The following is an 18,116-nucleotide window of genomic DNA, read 5'->3' on the forward strand; positions in this document are numbered from 1 at the left end:
TTCCTCCCGTTTTAAGAATCGAGGAACGAACGCAGCTTGCGCGAACGGCTCGGATGCTTGAGCTTGCGCAGCGCCTTCGCTTCGATCTGACGGATACGTTCACGGGTAACCGAGAACTGCTGGCCGACTTCTTCGAGCGTGTGGTCGGTGTTCATACCGATACCGAACCGCATACGCAGAACGCGTTCTTCACGCGGCGTCAGCGAAGCGAGAACACGGGTCGTCGTATCGCGCAGATTCGCCTGAATGGCGGCGTCGATCGGCAGCAGTGCGTTCTTGTCCTCGATGAAATCACCCAGATGTGAATCTTCCTCGTCGCCGACTGGCGTTTCGAGAGAGATCGGCTCCTTGGCGATCTTCAGCACCTTGCGCACTTTTTCGAGCGGCATGGCAAGCTTTTCGGCCAGTTCTTCCGGCGTCGGCTCACGACCGATTTCGTGCAGCATCTGGCGCGACGTGCGGACGATCTTGTTGATCGTTTCGATCATGTGCACCGGAATACGGATGGTGCGCGCCTGATCGGCAATCGAACGGGTGATCGCCTGACGAATCCACCAGGTCGCATAGGTCGAGAACTTGTAACCGCGACGGTATTCGAACTTGTCGACCGCTTTCATCAGGCCGATATTGCCTTCCTGAATGAGATCGAGGAACTGGAGACCACGGTTCGTGTACTTCTTGGCAATGGAAATCACGAGACGCAGATTGGCCTCGACCATTTCCTTCTTGGCGATGCTGGCTTCGCGTTCGCCCTTCTGTACCTGATTGACGATGCGGCGGAATTCGCCGATCGAAATCGCGGTTTCAGTGGCGAGGTTCTGAATTTCGCTGCGCAGACGGGCAATCGTACCCACTTCCTTGGCGGCAAAATCCTTCCAGCCGCGAGCCGATAGCAGACCGACGCGCTCAACCCAGTTCGGATCGAGTTCGTGGCCCTGATATTCCTTCAGGAACTCATCGCGACGCACGCCGAAGGATTCAGCCAGACGCAGAAGCTTGCCTTCGTTCTGAACCAGACGCTTATTGATATCGTAGAGCTGTTCGACGAGCTGTTCGATACGATTCTGATTGAGAGAGAGCGACTTCACGGCGGTGATCAGCTCGTCTTTCAGTTCCTTGTAGCGGCGCTCCTGGCTGGAGGAGAGTTCGCCGGTCGCGGCCAGACGGCCTTCAACCTGCTGGTCCTGCAGCTTGCGCAGCTTCTTGTAGGTATCGGCGATGAGGTCGAGCGTTTCCATGACCTGTGGGCGCAGTTCGGCTTCCATGGCCGCCAGCGACAGGTTGGCTTCGTCCTCGTCCTCTTCTTCCTCTTCCGCTGGCATGTCGCCGCCGACATTGGTGATGTCGTCGTCGTCACGCGAACGGCGCGCGGGCTTGTCGTCGCGCGGGCGTTCTTCTTCCACGCGCTCGATCACCGGCGCCTGCTTGGCTTCCGGACCGGCATAGGTGGTTTCAAGGTCGATGATTTCGCGCAGGAGAATGTTGGATTCATTCAACTGATCGCGCCAGATGATGATGGCCTGGAAAGTCAGCGGGCTTTCGCACAGCCCGGCAATCATCGTTTCGCGACCGGCTTCGATGCGCTTTGCGATGGCGATTTCGCCTTCGCGCGACAGAAGCTCCACCGAACCCATTTCGCGCAGATACATGCGCACGGGGTCGTCGGTGCGGTCCGTCGGCTCTTTCTTGGTCGTCGTAGTGGCAACGGCAGTACCGCCAGCCTCGACCAGATCGCCGCCTTCTTCCGCGTCGTCGTCGTTGTTGTTTTCTTCGCGATCGTTGTCTTGCTCGTCGTCTTCAACGACGTTGATGCCCATGTCGGAAAGCATGGCCATGGTATCTTCGATCTGCTCCGACGTCACTTCCTCGGAAGGAAGAACGGCGTTCAGCTCGTCCATGGTCACATAGCCACGCTTCTTCGCGACCTTGATCATCTTCTTGACAGCATCGTCAGAAAGGTCGAGAAGCGGACCGTCGGCAGCACCTTCGCGCTCGACTTCGGCTTCTTCGTTTTCCTTAACCTTCGTTGCCATATGTTCTTCTCCAGGCGACCCCGGTCGCTTTTAAGATATATAGAGTGTCCGAACGGTTTTGCGAGCCTGCAAGCCGCCGGTTGATTCTGCGAGTAGCTGATTTGCCGTTAATGGCGGATTAACCCTGCCCTCGGTATCAGGCTCCATCGTGATCGATTTTCTGTGGGCAGAGCCGGTGACATCACGTCATCGCAACGGTTTTTTGCCCTTGTTCCGCATCCCGCTTCACACGGAGCAGAGGTATCGGAACATCATCGGTATCCGTTCTATCCTTGTTCGAACTGTCGTGATTCCGTCATTTACGCCATTCGTCAAGAGCGACTCACCTGATTCGCCCTTAAAAAGCGAATCATTTGTTGTCGCGGCCCATCCGCGGGCTAGAACTGTTCCGGTTAAAACGGAATCGTGAAACCGCTCTATCTTTTTGTTTTTACGCATTATCCTACGCAAAACCGCTACGCACTTTTGCTGGAAATGCTCTAATTAGAGCGCTATTGGCCGTCCGCAACCCCTTATTCCCGGTACTTTCCCATAAAGTGATTCGGGCAATCCGAATCAGAAACCGCCGGGAGAGCGTCCGGACGACAGACCGAAACCGTCGATCAGGGCTTCGGTCGCATCTGCCTTTAAAATCTGATTTTGTATATCGATGAGGCGCGCATAAAGTTCGCCCGTCTCATCGGTTTCCAGTGCGGCCTCCACGGCTCGCAGCTCCTTATGTAGTGTGCGGGCGCGCTGATGCAAGTGAAGCGCCTGCCGCAAAGCTTCCCGCGCATCGTCTTCCGCCGCAAGCGCGGATGCGGTCCAGAGCCTTGCGCCCTTCACCGCCTGTTCCAGCGTTTCGATCAGATCGCGATGCCCGGCGCCGACCAGCGCGTGACGCATGGCCAGACCATCGTCCACATGGTTGGAGGCCAGAACGTCGAGCATGGCCAGATGCAGCGCCTTCAACGCATCATGCGCCAGATCAAGCCCGGCAATCGTTTCGAAATCTTCTTCGATCAGGCGCGGATGGTTCATCAGCGTCAGTACGATTGCCGTTTCCCGCAGCGGCGCATGGGTGCCCGCACCGGGACGCCCGCCTTTGACCAGCGTGGAACGAACAAGGCTGTCGGAGATCGTCAATCGCCCGCCGCCGCCCATGCCAGGGGCGCCACGTCCGCGCCCATTGTCGTTGCGGCGGTTGAACGACCCATTGCGCTGGCCGCCCTGCTGCCGCCCCTGCCCGAAGAATGCCTGGGCGCGTTCGCGCATATCCTGACCGTAATGGCGGCGAATATCCTCATTGGCGATGCGGCTGGTTATCTCGCGCAAACGCGCTTCCAGTTCGGCGCGCTTTTCCGGCGTGTCGAACACGCCGCCCACGGTTTCGCGGGTCCAGATCATGTCGACCAGCGGCTTGGCGTCACGCAGCACGGCCTGAAACGCCGCCGGACCTTCCGCCTTGACCAGATCGTCCGGGTCCTGTCCTTCCGGCAACAGCGCAAAGCGCAGCGACTTGCCCGGCTGCAAGGTCGGCAGACCAAGATCGGCGGCGCGATAGGCAGCGCGAAGCCCCGCACCGTCACCATCGAAGCAAAGCACCGGTTCCGGGCTGATGCGCCAGAGAAGTTCGAGCTGTTCTTCGGTCAGCGCCGTACCGAGCGGCGCCACGACGTGGTGGAAACCCGCCTGCGCCAGCGCGATCACATCCATATAGCCTTCGACGGCGATGATCGGCTTGGCCGGTTCGCCATTTTGTGGCTGGCAGGCCTTGCGTGCGCGCAGACCGTTATAAAGCACCCGCCCCTTGTGGAAGAGTTCGGTTTCCGGCGAGTTCAGATATTTGGCAGGCGCATCGGCAGAAAGTGCGCGGCCGCCGAATGCGATGATGCGTCCGCGCAAATCCTCGATGGGGAACATCACGCGGTCGCGGAAGCGGTCATAGGAAACGGCAATGCCCTCGCCATGCACCACGAGGCCGCAAGCCTCGATCTGCTCGCGCGATACGCCCTTGCCCGCCAGAAACTCTTTCAGGGCATTGCGCGATTCCGGCGCATAGCCCATGCGGAACGCCTGTTGCGTCGCGCTGGAAAGGCCACGGTCGCGCAGATAGGCGCGCGCCTTGGCACCGGCAGCACTCTGTAGCTGCGCCTCGAAAAACTGCGCCGCCAGTTCCATCACGTCATAAAGCGTTGCGCGCTCAGCCTCACGCTTTTCCATTTCAGGATCGCGCGCTGGCATCGGCACGCCCGCCATATCGGCCACGCGCTCCACGGCTTCGGGAAAGCTCAAGCCTTCCAGTTCGGTCAGAAACTTGAAGTGATCGCCAGTCACGCCGCAGCCGAAACAGTGGTAACGTCCCTTGCGGTCTTCGCAGTGGAAGCTCGGCGTGTTTTCGCCATGGAACGGACAACAGGCCCAGAAATCGCCCTTCGGCGGATTGCTCTTTTTGCGGTCGAACGAAACCCGTGCTCCGATCAGCGTCGAGATCGGCACACGATCTCTGATCTCATCGAGAAAGGAGGGTGGGAAACGCATTACAGATTTCACTTTCAGCTCGGCCCGACAGCGGGCGTGTCTTCCATAGAGTATATAGGCGCGCAGGCTCTGACAGTCCATCGCGCGCGCATAACCCTCCCCGCTAATCACAGTCTTCTGCCCAGACTGTTTGACAACCTGTTCGACGAGCCTGCTCTACGGTCACGCAGCTGTCACAAAACTGTCATATAACTTTTACATTCAGCGTAAGCCGGTTGATTTTATGCGCGAATAAGCCCATATCTCTTGGATATTTAATTAGCCGGAACATAATTTCTTCGTTTTATGAGATAATTCTAGCTTTCAACGTCAACCGCCAACCGAAGGGATTTCGCCGTGAACGGTTCTTTGGTCCTTTTGCATCTTGCCGGCGCTGTCGCCCTTCTTTTGTGGGCCACCCGCATGGTGCGAACCGGGGTAGAGCGCGCTTATGGCGACCGTCTGCGCAGACGCCTGCGCAACCAGATGCAGAACCCGCTTTTGTCGGTCGCCTTTGGTCTGGTGCTTGCGGTTGCCCTGCAAAGCTCGACGGCGGTGACACTTCTGGTCGGTTCCTTCGTGGGATCTGGCTTCGTCAGCGGCGTTGCGGGACTGATGGCGGTGCGCGGCGGCGAACTCGGCTCGGCGCTGGTCGTCAAGATTTTGAGCTATGACCTGACCATTCTCGTTCCGCTCTGCCTTGTGATAGGCACCGGCATTTTCATGACCACCGAGCGCCGCGACTGGCGGCAGATCGGGCGCATTCTGGTCGGCATCGGCCTTCTGATCATGTCGCTGGAAATGACCGGGCAAGCGACCGAGCCCCTGCGCCAGAGCGAGCTTCTGCCAGTGATCGTCGATTATCTGTCGAGCGATCCGATCACCACCTATCTGCTGGCCGCACTGATGACATGGCTGTTCCATTCCAGCGTCGCAGCCGTCATCCTGCTGACCACCTTCGCATCGCGCGGCCTCATCGATCCGGAACTGGCCGTGGTCATGGTGCTGGGCGTCAATCTCGGTTCCTCGATCATCGCGCCGATCCTCACCCGCAATGCTCCGCCGGAAACCCGCGTGGTGCCACTCGGCAATCTTCTGATGCGCGGTGCAGGCTCGCTGGTGATGCTGGTGCTTTACGAGACCTTCAAGCCGTCGATTGCCTTTCTCGGCGCTGATCCCGTATCGCAGGTGGTCAACGCACATATCCTGTTCAACGTGATTGTCATGGTGGCGGGTATCCCGCTCTCCGGGCTGGTTCTGCGCACCACCGAAGCGCTTGTTCGCCTCAATGCCGACAAGACGGCTGCACCGGCGCAGCCGCTGGAAATGGAAGAATATAGCGCCCTCGACATAAGCGTACTTGATCGCCCATCGCAGGCGCTGGCCAACGCCACCCGCGAAGTCGTCGGCGTCTGCGATACCGTCGAGGTGATGCTGCGTCGTATCATCGACCTCTACGAAAAGCCGGATCAGGCCCGCATCAACGAACTCGCCGCCCTCGACGATCGCGTGGACAAGAAACATGCCGCTATCAAGCTTTATCTGACGCGGCTTGCCTCGCATGATCTCAACGAGTTTGAGGCGCTTCGGATGCAGGAACTGCTCGGCGCCTGCGTGAAGCTCGAACAGGTGGGCGACATCATCGTGCGCAACATGCTGGCGCAGGTGCAAAAGAAGATGGACCACAAGCTGGAATTCACCGAGGAAGGCTGGGCAGAACTCAGCCACTTCCACGCCATGGTTCTGGCCAATGCGCATCTGGCGTTCAACGTGGTCGTCTCACGTGACGGGCGCACGGCGCGCCAGCTCGTTCAGGAAAAGGATCGGCTGCGCGAACTGGAAAAGCAGACCAGCCTGCGCCACTTCTCGCGTCTGCGCGAAGGCTCAACCCGCAGCATCGAGACCAGCACCATCCATCTCGATACGATCCGCGACCTGAAGCAGATCAATTCGCTGCTGGCTTCGATGGCCTATCCGGTGCTGGAAGAACAGGGCCTCCTGAGCGAAACGCGACTCAAGACCGCCAAGCAGAGCTAACGCCGTTAAAACGCGATATCGGCAGCGTTGGCCGTGCGTCCGCGGGTGCTTCCTGCCCGGAACCCGTTAAGCGTTTCATTGTGATGCGCCACGATATCGGCGAACTGCAAGCTCGCCGTATCGCCCGTCGTGTGCCCGTCGGCAATCAATGTCACATCATAGCCGAGCGAGATCGCGTGACGAACCGCTGTATCAACGCAATATTCGGTCTGGCAACCGCCGATGACCAGATGCGTTATCGCCAACGCACGCAGCCGGTCCTGAAGCTCTGTTTCGTGGAATGAATCGCAGCTCGTCTTTTCAACCACGATGTCGTTGGTCAGCGGCGCCAGTTCGGTCCGGATTGCCCAACCCGGCGTACCTTTTTCAAGCACGTCGCCCGGCCCGCCGTCATGCTGCACGAGAATCACGGGAATGCCCGCAGAACGCGCCCGCGCTTTCACGTCGCTCAATCGGGCGACAACTTCCTCCAGCGCGCGATCAATCACAGGCTGACGCTCAGGCGTACCCATCCCGGCTACAATATCGTTTTGGACATCAATGATAAGCAGAGCGGTGGCCATGACAAACAATCTCGCTGACTGATTTCGATTGCGCCCGCATAACATCCAGATAGCGCGAACAACAAGAAGGCCCCGCTTTGAACGGGGCCTTTTGATGTCGTATGAGAACGGCTTTCTACTGCAAAAGCGATTTCACCAGTGCGCTTGCCTTGGTGAAGTCCATCTGGCCTGCATAGCGTTCCTTGAGGATCGCCATGCACTTGCCCATGTCGCGCAGCCCCTGCGCGCCGATTTCGGCGATAACGTCCTCGCAAGCCTTCTTCACTTCTTCCTCGGTCATCTGCTGCGGCAGAAACTCGGAGATAATGACGATTTCCTCGCGCTCGGCTTCCGCCAGCTCAATGCGGCTGCCTTCTTCATAGATGCGCGCCGATTCTTCGCGCTGCTTGACCATCTTGCCGAGAATACCCAGCAATTCCTCATCTCCGACCGGGTCCTTGCCGGCGGAACGGTTGGCGATATCGCGGTCCTTCACGGCGGCCAGGATGAGGCGCAGCGTCGATGTGCGGCGCTTTTCATGCGCCTTGAGCGCGGTTGTGAGGGCCTGGGAAATCTCCTGGCGAAGCATCGAATGTCTCCTGACGGTGTTTGTCTCTTCTTACCCGCAACGTGATCCATAAAGCAATCGCGTGCTGCTACGAGCTGTCCGAACTACCCGCCCGTAGAACAATAATGCGATCATTATCGCGATTATTTCCCGATTGGGTACGCTCGGACGATTGACCCGGCAACCAAGTTTCTTTATTGATCAAGGCTTAGCAGGACATCGGTACATGCTGGCAGTGGGAGGTTTGAAATCCCCGCTGCTTTTTGGCGCATATATGATCCCGTCGCCCGTTGGCGCGTATATGACCATTGACGCCCCATCTTTCAAGCCATTCGCCCGGTAACAGGGGTGGACCTGGCGGGTTGGAACGCGAGCGTGTGCGGAAGCTAAAACATTAAACGTGGCACGGATTTAGGTGCTGCAATTTAAACAGGAGTGCAAACATGACCGAAACGACCCCGAAAACCGCACCCTGGACAACCGAAAAGCGAACCGCCGTTCTGGTTCTTGCCGACGGCACCGTGATCGAAGGCAAGGGCCTCGGCGCGACCGGCGCAATCGAAGCGGAAGTTGTCTTCAACACGGCGCTTACCGGTTACGAAGAAATCCTGACCGATCCGTCCTATGCCGGACAGATCGTGACCTTCACCTTCCCCCATATCGGCAATGTCGGCACCAATATTGAAGACATCGAAGACCTGACACCAGCCAACCGCCACGGCGCAGTCGGCGCGATCTTCAAGGCCGATATCACCGCACCATCCAATTATCGCTCGAGCGAAGATCTCGATGCTTGGCTGAAGGCGCGCGGCGTCATCGCGCTGGCAGGCATCGACACCCGCGCCCTCACCGCGCTGATCCGCGAACGAGGCGCGCAGAATGCCGTCATCGCGCATGACCCGAACGGCAAGTTCGACATTGACGCCCTGAAAGCCCGCGCGGCTGGCTGGAGCGGTCTGGAGAATCTTGATCTCGCCAAGGATGTCACCATCGGCCAGAGCCAGGTCTGGAACGAAACGCCCTGGATCAAGGGCGAGAGCTTCGGCGAACTCGCCAACCCGCAATATCATGTGGTCGCGCTCGATTTCGGCGTGAAGCGCAACATTCTACGTCTGCTCTCGGGCCTCGGCGCCAAGGTCACGGTTCTGCCCGCAACGGCAACCGCCGACGACGTGCTGGCTTATAATCCCGATGGCGTGTTCCTGTCGAACGGCCCCGGCGATCCGGCAGCCACCGGCGAATATGCCGTGCCGACCATCCGCAAACTGGTTGACAGTGGCCTACCGGTTTTCGGCATCTGCCTCGGTCACCAGATGCTGGCGCTGGCGCTTGGCGGTCGCACCGAGAAGATGCATCAGGGCCATCACGGCGCCAACCATCCGGTGAAGGACTACACGACCGGCAAGGTGGAAATCGTCTCGATGAACCACGGCTTTGCAGTCGATTCCGAATCGCTGCCGGAAGATGTCGAAGAAACCCATGTCTCGCTGTTCGACGGCACCAATTGCGGCCTGCGCGTCATCGGCAAGCCGGTCTTCTCCGTGCAGCATCACCCGGAAGCATCGCCCGGCCCGCAGGATTCACACTACCTGTTCCGCCGGTTCATCAATTTGATCCGCGAAAAGAAGGGCGAAGCTCTTCTGCCGGAACGCGAACAGGCCGCGTGAATCCAAAACTGAGGTTTTGCGGTTAACTTATTGTGAGAAAAATAAAAAGCCGGGGCAAACACCCCGGCTTTTTTCATGCTCCAATGTGGGCGTTTAAGCGTCCACAGGCTTCGACTTTGGCTTCGGATGCACCCGCGCCACCACCACGACCAGCGCAATGAAGATCAACCCAGCTGCAACCGCATAGGGCATACCGGCGAAGTCGAACGGGGCATTCGCGCCGGTAAAATGGCTGAACAACTGCGTGAAGAGCAGCGGCCCGATAATCGTCGTGATGCTCGAAACGCTGGTCAGCGCGCCTTGCAACTCACCTTGCGCGGAAGGCGGCACCTTGCCCGCAGCGATACTGCGCAGCGGTGGATCGGCGAAGCCTTCCAGAGCGGTCAGGAAGATGACCGCATAGACCATCCAGCCTTCCCAGGCGATTGCATAGCCCGTCAGACCGAGACCGGCAAACAGCACGCCGATGATCGCCGTGCGCCGTTCGCCCAGAATAGGCAGAGCGCGCGGCAGGACGACTGCCATAACGAACGCTGTACCGATGCCGAACATGCCAAGCGACAGGCCGATCTGTGCCTCGTTCCAATTATAGCGATAGGCGCCGACAAAGGCCCAGACCGACGGATAGACCGCATGGGCCAGCCAGTACAGAAAGAAGACCGCCATCACCCAGCCGATGCCGGGATAGCTGCGCAACTGCTTCAGCGCACCGAGTGGGTTGGCGCGTCCGATCTGGAAACTGCGCCTGTTTTGCAAGGACAGCGTTTCCGGCAACAGGAAGTAAGCCAGCACGAAATTGATGAAGGACAAGAGCGCCGCCCCGTAGAACGGAACGCGCGGACCGAATTCGCCAAGCAGGCCGCCCAGAACCGGGCCGAGCGCAAAGCCCACGCCGAAGGCAATGCCGATCAGGCCGAAATTGCGCGCGCGATTGCTGTCATCGCTGACATCCGCAATATAGGCGGATGCGGTCGCAAAGCTTGCGCCGCTGATGCCCGCCAGCACACGTCCGACGAACAGCATCCAGAATGAGGTTGCCAGCGCGCAGATGAGATTGTCGATTGCAAATGTCAGAATGGAGGCCAGCAGAACGGGCCGCCGTCCAAAACGGTCGCTGAGATTTCCGATCAGCGGCGCGAACAGAAACTGCATCGCCGCATAGACCAGAAGCAGCCAACCGCCATCGACTGCAGCGGTGCTGACATCCGCGCCGGTCAGTTCTTCGAGATAGGCTGGCAGAACCGGCATGATGATCGCGATCCCGATAATATCGAGAAACAGCGTCATGAAGACCAGCCAAAGGCCCCGCTTTACGAATTTGGGGTCAAGCATTGGAACACCTGAAATATGCTCATGCGGATGTGCCGCAGACAGCATCATGTTTTGATTGTTGGAAAGGATCGCGCGTCATCGCCGCTCAAAACTGAGCGTCACGCATGATTTGGAAAAGGGCCGCGCCGATGCAGACCCTTTATAGGGAAAATTATTCTACGACAAGCCTGCTTGATGAAACTCGGCGAAATTGCTGCCAAACACCGCTTAAGCTGCAAAGAAAAAGGCGGCCGTAGCCGCCTTTTACCGCATATTCCGGGCGGATTAGACGTCGCCGCTGAATGTATCGCAGGATTCGAGCTTGCCTGTATCAAAGCCGCGCTTGAACCACTTGGCGCGCTGGGCCGATGTGCCGTGGTTGAAGCTTTCCGGCACGACATAGCCCTGACTGCGGCGCTGCAAGGTATCATCGCCGATCTGGTGCGCCGCATTGAGCGCATCTTCAAGATCACCCGTTTCCAGAATGCCCTTCTGCTCGGTGTAATAGCCCCAGATTCCGGCGAAACAATCAGCCTGAAGCTCGACGCGAACCGACATCTGGTTGGCCTGCACTTCGTTCATCTGCTGACGCATCTGGTTGAACTTCGGCAGAATGCCGAGCAGGTTCTGGACATGGTGCCCGACTTCATGCGCCAGCACATAGGCCTGCGCGAAATTGCCCGACGCGCCGAAACGGTTCGCCAGTTCGTCATAGAAGCTCAGATCGATATAGAGCTTGCGGTCGCCGGGGCAGTAGAACGGCCCGGATGCCGCCGAAGCGAAACCACAGGCCGAACGCACCTGCCCGGTGAAGAGAACCATGGTCGGCTTGGTATAGGTCTGGCCGCGCGACTGGAAAATACCGCTCCAGACATCTTCTGTTTCGGCAAGCACCGTGCGGGCAAACTGGGTCATCTCGTCATTGGCGACGGCGCCGCCCTCGGCAGCCGTGCGACCACTGGACTGCTGTTGCGTCTGCACGGACGAGTCCATGCCGCCGCTGCCGAACAGAATCGGTATCGGATCGATACCGAAGGCGCGCAGCACGAAGAACATCACGACCAGAATGAGAATGCCGGAAAGCCCGCCGCCGCGCACGACCTTGAAGCCCGGCCCGCCACCGCCGAAACCGCCGCCCTGGCCACCGCCTATGCCGCCACCGCCGCTACGCTGGTCTTCCACATTGTCACTTTGCCTACGACCTTGCCAGCGCATGCACCCACTCCCTCAACACCGGCCGCTGTAAACCCCGCGGCGCAAAATATTATCTCGTATAATTGTCGCATAAAGAGTTGCCACCGCAATATAAAAAGTAAATGGCACGCAAATCACAAACGGCAACTCCGGCGTAACAAAACCACACCAATTATGGCACGCTAATACGCCATCTGTCATGGCGGGTGGCTGATCGTGATCGAACTCGACCGGCATAAGACAGATAAATGACGAAGATTTTTCGTGAATGCCCGCATTTTCTTTGAAATAAGCGTATTTGTGGGGTTCCGCTTTGGGTCATCATTGCCTATAAGGCCCGCTTAGCCCACAGAATTCATAAGCTGCCAACCCGCCGGAAAACCGTGCGGGCTTTTCTGGCAGGCTAAGCAGCATGTCTCTCGAAAGTGGGAACCGGTTTCGAGACCAAGATATGCGTGAAACAAGAGCATGATCCCGAAAATGGGAACCGGTTTTCGGACAAGATCATGCGCGCGAAGAAGATAGGATGAGCGCCCATGCCGAAACGTACAGATATCAAATCGATCCTGATTATCGGCGCGGGCCCCATTGTCATCGGCCAGGCTTGCGAATTCGATTATTCGGGCACGCAGGCTTGCAAGGCGTTGAAAGAGGAAGGCTACCGCATCATCCTCGTCAACTCCAACCCGGCCACGATCATGACCGACCCCGATCTGGCGGACGCGACCTATATCGAGCCAATCACGCCGGAAGTCGTCGCCAAGATCATCGCCAAGGAACGTCCGGACGCGCTGCTGCCCACAATGGGCGGCCAGACCGCGCTGAACACCGCATTGTCGCTGCGCCGCATGGGCGTGCTGGAGCGCTACAATGTCGAGATGATCGGCGCCAATGCCGAGGCCATCGACAAGGCCGAAGATCGCGCGCTGTTCCGCGAAGCCATGGACAAGATCGGCCTCGATACGCCGGAATCGCGCCTCGCCAACGCCACCGAAATCAAGGACGAAGACCGCAAGCGTCACGAAGCCAAGCGCGCTGAAGTGAAGTCGCAATATTCGGGCGACGCGCTGGACAAGGCCCTCGACAAGCTGGAAACCGAATGGCAGCTCGGCGAAGTCGAACGCAAGCAGCGCTACATGACCCACGCGCTCGCCAAGGCGGCGCAGGCGCTCGACGTGGTTGGCCTTCCGGCCATCATCCGCCCGAGCTTCACGCTCGGCGGCACCGGCGGCGGCATCGCCTATAACCGTCAGGAATTCTTCGAAATCATCGAACGCGGTCTGGACGCATCGCCGACCACCGAAGTTCTGATCGAAGAGTCGGTTCTGGGCTGGAAAGAATATGAAATGGAAGTCGTCCGCGACAAGGCGGACAACTGCATCATCATCTGCTCGATCGAAAACCTCGATCCGATGGGTGTACACACCGGCGATTCGATCACCGTCGCGCCTGCGCTGACGCTGACCGACAAAGAATACCAGATCATGCGCAACGCCTCGATTGCGGTGCTGCGCGAGATCGGCGTTGAAACCGGCGGTTCCAACGTGCAGTTCGCGATCAACCCGGCCAATGGCCGCATGATCGTCATTGAAATGAACCCGCGCGTCTCACGTTCTTCGGCGCTCGCTTCCAAGGCTACCGGCTTCCCGATTGCCAAAGTCGCTGCCAAGCTCGCCGTCGGCTACACGCTGGACGAACTCGACAACGACATCACCGGCGGCGCGACGCCAGCCTCGTTCGAACCGTCGATCGACTATGTCGTCACCAAGATCCCGCGTTTCGCTTTCGAAAAATTCCCCGGCTCCTCGCCGATCCTGACCACCGCCATGAAGTCGGTCGGTGAAGTGATGGCCATTGGCCGCACTTTTCAGGAAAGCTTGCAGAAGGCGCTGCGCGGTCTTGAAACCGGCCTGACCGGCCTTGACGAAATCGCCATTCCCGGCATCGAGGACGGCGACGAGAAGAACGCCATCCGCGCCGCCATCGGCACGCCGACGCCGGATCGTCTGCGCATGGTCGCGCAGGCCATGCGCCTCGGCCTGACTGTCGAGCAGGTGCATGACGCCTCCAAGATCGACCCATGGTTCCTCGAACAGATCGAAGCCATCGTGTTGACCGAAGCACGCATTCGCGAACATGGTCTGCCGCAGGACGCTGAAAACCTGCGCATGCTGAAGGCAATGGGCTTCTCCGACGCGCGCCTTGCCAGCCTGACGAACAAGGACGCTGCGGACGTGGCCAAGCTGCGCGCCGATCTCGACGTGCATCCGGTCTACAAGCGCATCGATACCTGCGCTGCCGAATTCGCTTCGCCGACCGCCTATATGTACTCGACCTATGAAACGCCCTTCGTCGGCCAGCCACGTTCGGAAGCTGAAGTTTCGGATCGCAAGAAGGTCGTCATTCTCGGCGGTGGGCCGAACCGTATCGGTCAGGGCATCGAGTTCGATTATTGCTGCTGCCATGCTGCCTTCGCGCTCGGCGACGCCGATTACGAAGCCATCATGATCAACTGCAACCCGGAAACGGTTTCGACCGATTACGACACCTCGGACCGCCTCTATTTCGAACCGCTGACGGCGGAAGACGTGCTGGAAATCCTGCGCGTTGAACAGGAAAAGGGCACCCTGCACGGCGTGATTGTCCAGTTCGGCGGCCAGACCCCGCTCAAGCTCGCCAATGCACTTGAAAAGGCCGGCATTCCGATCCTCGGCACCTCGCCGGACGCCATCGACCTTGCGGAAGATCGCGACCGCTTCCAGAAGCTGCTGGTCAAGCTCGACCTGAACCAGCCGAAGAACGGCATTGCCTATTCGGTCGAACAGGCTCGCCTCGTCGCCGCTGACCTCGGCTTCCCGCTGGTCGTTCGCCCGTCTTATGTTCTGGGTGGCCGCGCCATGCAGATCATCCATGACGAGCGCACGCTGCAAGCCTACCTGCTCGACACCGTGCCGGAACTGGTCCCGGAAGACATCAAGGCGAAATATCCGAACGACAAGACCGGCCAGATCAACACCCTGCTCGGCAAGAACCCGCTGCTGTTCGATACCTATCTCACCCAGGCCATCGAAGTGGACGTCGATTGCCTCTGCGATGGCAAGGACAGCTTTGTGTCGGGCATCATGGAGCATATCGAAGAAGCCGGTATTCACTCCGGCGACAGCGCCTGCTCGCTGCCGGTTCACTCGCTCTCGGCTGAAACCGTCGCCGAACTCGAACGTCAGACCGAAGCATTGGCCAAGGCGCTCAATGTCGGCGGCCTGATGAACGTGCAGTTCGCGATCAAGGATGGCGAAATCTTCATCCTTGAAGTGAATCCGCGCGCTTCGCGTACGGTGCCGTTCGTTGCCAAAACCATCGGCACCCCGATTGCCAAGGTCGCGGCCCGCATCATGGCTGGCGAAAGCCTTGAAGCAGCGCTCGGCGCTTATGGCGGCAAGCCGCAGGCCCCATCGCGCCCGCATATCGCGGTCAAGGAAGCCGTGTTCCCGTTCGCCCGTTTCCCCGGCGTCGATACGCTGCTCGGACCGGAAATGCGTTCAACCGGCGAGGTCATGGGCCTCGACTACGACTACGCACTGGCTTTCGCCAAGGCGCAGCTTGGTGCCGGCGTGGAACTGCCGCGTGAAGGCACGGTGTTTGTGTCGGTGCGCGACGAAGACAAGGAACGCGTTCTGGCACCTGTGCGCAAGCTCGCAAGCCTCGGCTTCCGCGTGATGGCAACCGGCGGCACGCAGCGTTTCCTCGCTGACAATGGCGTCGAGGCGATCAAGGTCAACAAGGTCATCGAAGGCCGTCCACATGTGGAAGATGCGATCCGCAACCGTCAGATCCATCTGGTCTTCAACACCACCGACAGCGCCAGCGCCGTGTCCGACTCCAAGTCGATCCGCCGCGCAACGCTGATGCAGAAGCTGCCTTACTACACCACGATGGCAGGCGCAGAATCAGCGGCCGAAGCCATCGCGGCGCTGAAGGCCGGTTCGCTGGAAGTGCGTCCGCTGCAGGATTACTTCCGCGCATAATCTGTTTTACAGATAATGAAAAAAGCCGCCGGAGCGATCCGGCGGCTTTTTTCATGCGCTCTTTAAAGCGGGAATTTCCAGCGGCTTGCCATCGGGATCATCTTCCAGATTGACCTGCCGGGAGAAAAACCCGTTATGCAGATGCGGCTTGCCCAGATGGATCACAGCAGCGTCTTTCAGCTCAGTGGTCAAAATGTCCCGGATGCGATCATAGGCTTCGGCATCGAGACCATCCAGCGCGCCATCGATGATGATCCATTGCGGCTTTTGCAGAATGAGGCGGGCGAAAGCGAGACATTGCCGCTCGTCATCGGTCAGCACCCGTTCCCAGCGTGTGGCGTAGTCGAGACTGCCGATAAGCCGGTCAAGCCCGGCGCGCTGCAACACGCCCTCCAGCGCTTCGGGCGAGAATTTCTTCAGGTCGAATGGATAGACGATCACGCTCTTCAATGTCCCGGGCGGGAAATAAGGCGCACGCGGCATGAAGGCTACGCCGTCATTGGCTGGCATGCCGATCCGCCCCTCGCCCCATGGCCACAGACCGCCAAGCGCCCGAAAGAGCAAGGTGCGTTGGGTTTCGGTGCCGCCGGTTACCAACACCCGTTCGCCCGGCTTGACCGCGAAGGCGCTCTTCGACAGGCGCAAACAGCCATCGGGTGCCGCAATCGACACATCGTCGAGACTGATTGTATCGCCTTCGTTGACGGCCAGATCGACGTGCCGGTCGAGATGACCCAGCTCATCCATGCGCAGAATTGCCTGACGGAAAGTGGCGACACGAAGCAGTGTGGCGCGCCAGTCGGCAATGGCACCGAAATTATCCACGAACCAGCGCAGTGAATTATGCACCTGCGTAAACGCGCCGACGGCCATCATCAGACCACCGAAGGTCAGTCCGCCAGAGAAATACACCGGTGCGGCGACCAGAATCGGCGCGACGATGGTGAGCCAGCCATAACCAGCCGTCACCCATGTCAGTCGCGTGGTCGCATAGACGATCTTGCGGATCGCAGCCAGCACGGCGTCGATATCGAGATCGAGACGGCGGCGCTCATCCACCTCACCGCGCGAAAGGGTGACCGAATCGAGATGCTCATTGACGCGCATCAGCGAGGCGCGGAAATCCGCCTCGCGCGCATAACGATTGGCATTGATATTGACGAGGTTGCGCCCGACGATCCATGTCAGCCACGATGCGGACGCGGCATATATGATCACCGCCCACACCATATAGCCGGGAATCGGGAAGCTATAACCGCCAATATTGAAAATAAATCCGCTCGACAGCGACCACAATACGCCGACAAAGCTCAACAGAATGACGGTCGATTGCAGCAGGTTGATACCGAGATCGCAGGATGTTTCGGCAAGGTGGCGCGCATCTTCATGCAGGCGCTGATCGGGATTAATGCCGATCTCGCCCGCATTGGCGAGCCGAAAGGCGCGCCCCGGCACCAGCCATTGACCAACGAGATCGCGCGCCAGCCCTTCACGCATCTTCAGCTTGAACATCTGGTTCAGCCATGTCTGGGCGACATTGAGCACCAGCAATGTGCCCGCAATACCGAAGAACACCATCAGCTGCTGGAAGAACGCCTGCAAATCCTTGCGCGCCAGCGCATCGTAAAACGGCTCGTTCCAGCGGTTGATGGCCACCTGCCCAATCGCAATCAGCACGATCAGCACGAAAATGCCGGTTCCGAGTGCAATCAGCGTGGTGCGCACTGGCGAATTCCAGAAAGCGCCGGTCATCATCGAGACCTGTGAGAACAGATCATTGCCGTCCCGGACCGGCTGACGGGTGAGCAAGCCCTTGATACCAACGCGCTGGGACTTCCCTCGCTTGCGGCTTTTCCTTTGCGCGCTGCGCTTCGGCTGCTTCTGTTCCGGTTCAGACGTCATATTTGCCTCGCCACGTGCCGTTCGCGAATCCCTGTGACGAAATCGCGGGCCATTCGCAACATGCGCATTATGCATATCACGCAAAAGTCAAAGAAAAGCGATGTCTCGTTCGGGCTCTGACTTTAGATCTGTCTTTTCTGGCAGGACCGATCTATTGCCCGTCTTAATAGTAAGGTCGCAACACCTTCAATAAAGAGCGACCATGCGCGCAATCGCTGATACGGCGGCGTTTTAGATAAAAAATACCTAGCGTTGACGTTAAAGCTGCGATTTTTTTAGCAAAACCATGGCCAGACACACATCCTAGCTCTCTTGTGCTGGTCAAATTTGTCGCATAT

10 protein-coding genes are annotated in these 18,116 nt (G+C 58.8%); 3 read left to right on the forward strand and 7 right to left on the reverse strand.

From position 1 onward, the window contains the following. Positions 1-11: 11 nt before the first annotated feature. On the reverse strand, positions 12-2,033 hold the full coding sequence (rpoD, locus tag FIC94_RS05390) for an RNA polymerase sigma factor RpoD (RefSeq protein ID WP_109369452.1): 2,022 nt from the start codon (positions 2,031-2,033) through the stop codon (positions 12-14). A 555-nt stretch (positions 2,034-2,588) separates the two neighbouring features. Then, positions 2,589-4,553 carry a DNA primase gene (gene dnaG, locus FIC94_RS05395; RefSeq protein WP_140024197.1) on the reverse strand — a complete coding sequence of 655 codons (1,965 nt, stop codon included), beginning with the start codon at positions 4,551-4,553 and terminating at the stop codon, positions 2,589-2,591. Positions 4,554-4,889: 336 nt separating this feature from the next. Between dnaG and FIC94_RS05400 the strand changes: the two genes are divergently transcribed. Further along, a complete protein-coding gene (locus FIC94_RS05400) occupies positions 4,890-6,569 on the forward strand; it encodes a Na/Pi cotransporter family protein (RefSeq protein ID WP_140024198.1) in 1,680 nt (559 codons plus the stop codon). A 5-nt stretch (positions 6,570-6,574) separates the two neighbouring features. Here the strand turns inward: FIC94_RS05400 and FIC94_RS05405 are convergent, their stop codons facing one another. Further along, positions 6,575-7,132, reverse strand: coding sequence for a cysteine hydrolase family protein (locus FIC94_RS05405; protein WP_140024199.1), 558 nt, complete (start codon positions 7,130-7,132; stop codon positions 6,575-6,577). Positions 7,133-7,247: 115 nt separating this feature from the next. Next, positions 7,248-7,700 (reverse strand): GatB/YqeY domain-containing protein, encoded by a 453-nt coding sequence (locus FIC94_RS05410; protein WP_109369456.1) that lies wholly within the window; start codon positions 7,698-7,700, stop codon positions 7,248-7,250. 422 nt (positions 7,701-8,122) lie between these two features. Between FIC94_RS05410 and carA the strand changes: the two genes are divergently transcribed. Beyond that, complete coding sequence (gene carA, locus FIC94_RS05415) at positions 8,123-9,346, forward strand: glutamine-hydrolyzing carbamoyl-phosphate synthase small subunit (RefSeq protein ID WP_140024200.1); 1,224 nt, start codon at positions 8,123-8,125, stop codon at positions 9,344-9,346. Between the two features lie 93 nt (positions 9,347-9,439). Here the strand turns inward: carA and FIC94_RS05420 are convergent, their stop codons facing one another. Continuing rightward, a complete protein-coding gene (locus FIC94_RS05420) occupies positions 9,440-10,678 on the reverse strand; it encodes a TCR/Tet family MFS transporter (protein ID WP_109370268.1) in 1,239 nt (412 codons plus the stop codon). Positions 10,679-10,942: 264 nt separating this feature from the next. Continuing rightward, positions 10,943-11,872, reverse strand: a complete 930-nt coding sequence (ypfJ, locus tag FIC94_RS05425) for a KPN_02809 family neutral zinc metallopeptidase (RefSeq protein ID WP_140024201.1) — start codon at positions 11,870-11,872, stop codon at positions 10,943-10,945. A 515-nt stretch (positions 11,873-12,387) separates the two neighbouring features. Between ypfJ and carB the strand changes: the two genes are divergently transcribed. After that, positions 12,388-15,876 (forward strand): carbamoyl-phosphate synthase large subunit, encoded by a 3,489-nt coding sequence (gene carB / locus FIC94_RS05430; protein WP_140024202.1) that lies wholly within the window; start codon positions 12,388-12,390, stop codon positions 15,874-15,876. Between the two features lie 51 nt (positions 15,877-15,927). On the opposite strand, the gene FIC94_RS05435 is transcribed toward carB, so the two are convergent. Then, on the reverse strand, positions 15,928-17,778 hold the full coding sequence (locus FIC94_RS05435; RefSeq protein ID WP_140024203.1) for an ABC transporter ATP-binding protein/permease: 1,851 nt from the start codon (positions 17,776-17,778) through the stop codon (positions 15,928-15,930). Between the last annotated feature and the right edge of the window lie 338 nt (positions 17,779-18,116).

Source organism: Ochrobactrum teleogrylli, assembly GCF_006376685.1.
Lineage (GTDB): Bacteria > Pseudomonadota > Alphaproteobacteria > Rhizobiales > Rhizobiaceae > Brucella > Brucella teleogrylli.

Bases quoted from the DNA above. Each gene is read 5' to 3' on its own strand.
- rpoD (WP_109369452.1), bottom strand. From the start codon at position 2,033: ATGGCAACGAAGGTTAAGGAAAACGAAGAAGCCGAAGTCGAGCGCGAA.
- dnaG (WP_140024197.1), bottom strand. From the start codon at position 4,553: ATGCGTTTCCCACCCTCCTTTCTCGATGAGATCAGAGATCGTGTGCCG.
- FIC94_RS05405 (WP_140024199.1), bottom strand. From the start codon at position 7,132: ATGGCCACCGCTCTGCTTATCATTGATGTCCAAAACGATATTGTAGCC.
- FIC94_RS05410 (WP_109369456.1), bottom strand. From the start codon at position 7,700: ATGCTTCGCCAGGAGATTTCCCAGGCCCTCACAACCGCGCTCAAGGCG.
- carA (WP_140024200.1), top strand. From the start codon at position 8,123: ATGACCGAAACGACCCCGAAAACCGCACCCTGGACAACCGAAAAGCGA.
- FIC94_RS05420 (WP_109370268.1), bottom strand. From the start codon at position 10,678: ATGCTTGACCCCAAATTCGTAAAGCGGGGCCTTTGGCTGGTCTTCATG.
- ypfJ (WP_140024201.1), bottom strand. From the start codon at position 11,872: ATGCGCTGGCAAGGTCGTAGGCAAAGTGACAATGTGGAAGACCAGCGT.
- carB (WP_140024202.1), top strand. From the start codon at position 12,388: ATGCCGAAACGTACAGATATCAAATCGATCCTGATTATCGGCGCGGGC.
- FIC94_RS05435 (WP_140024203.1), bottom strand. From the start codon at position 17,778: ATGACGTCTGAACCGGAACAGAAGCAGCCGAAGCGCAGCGCGCAAAGG.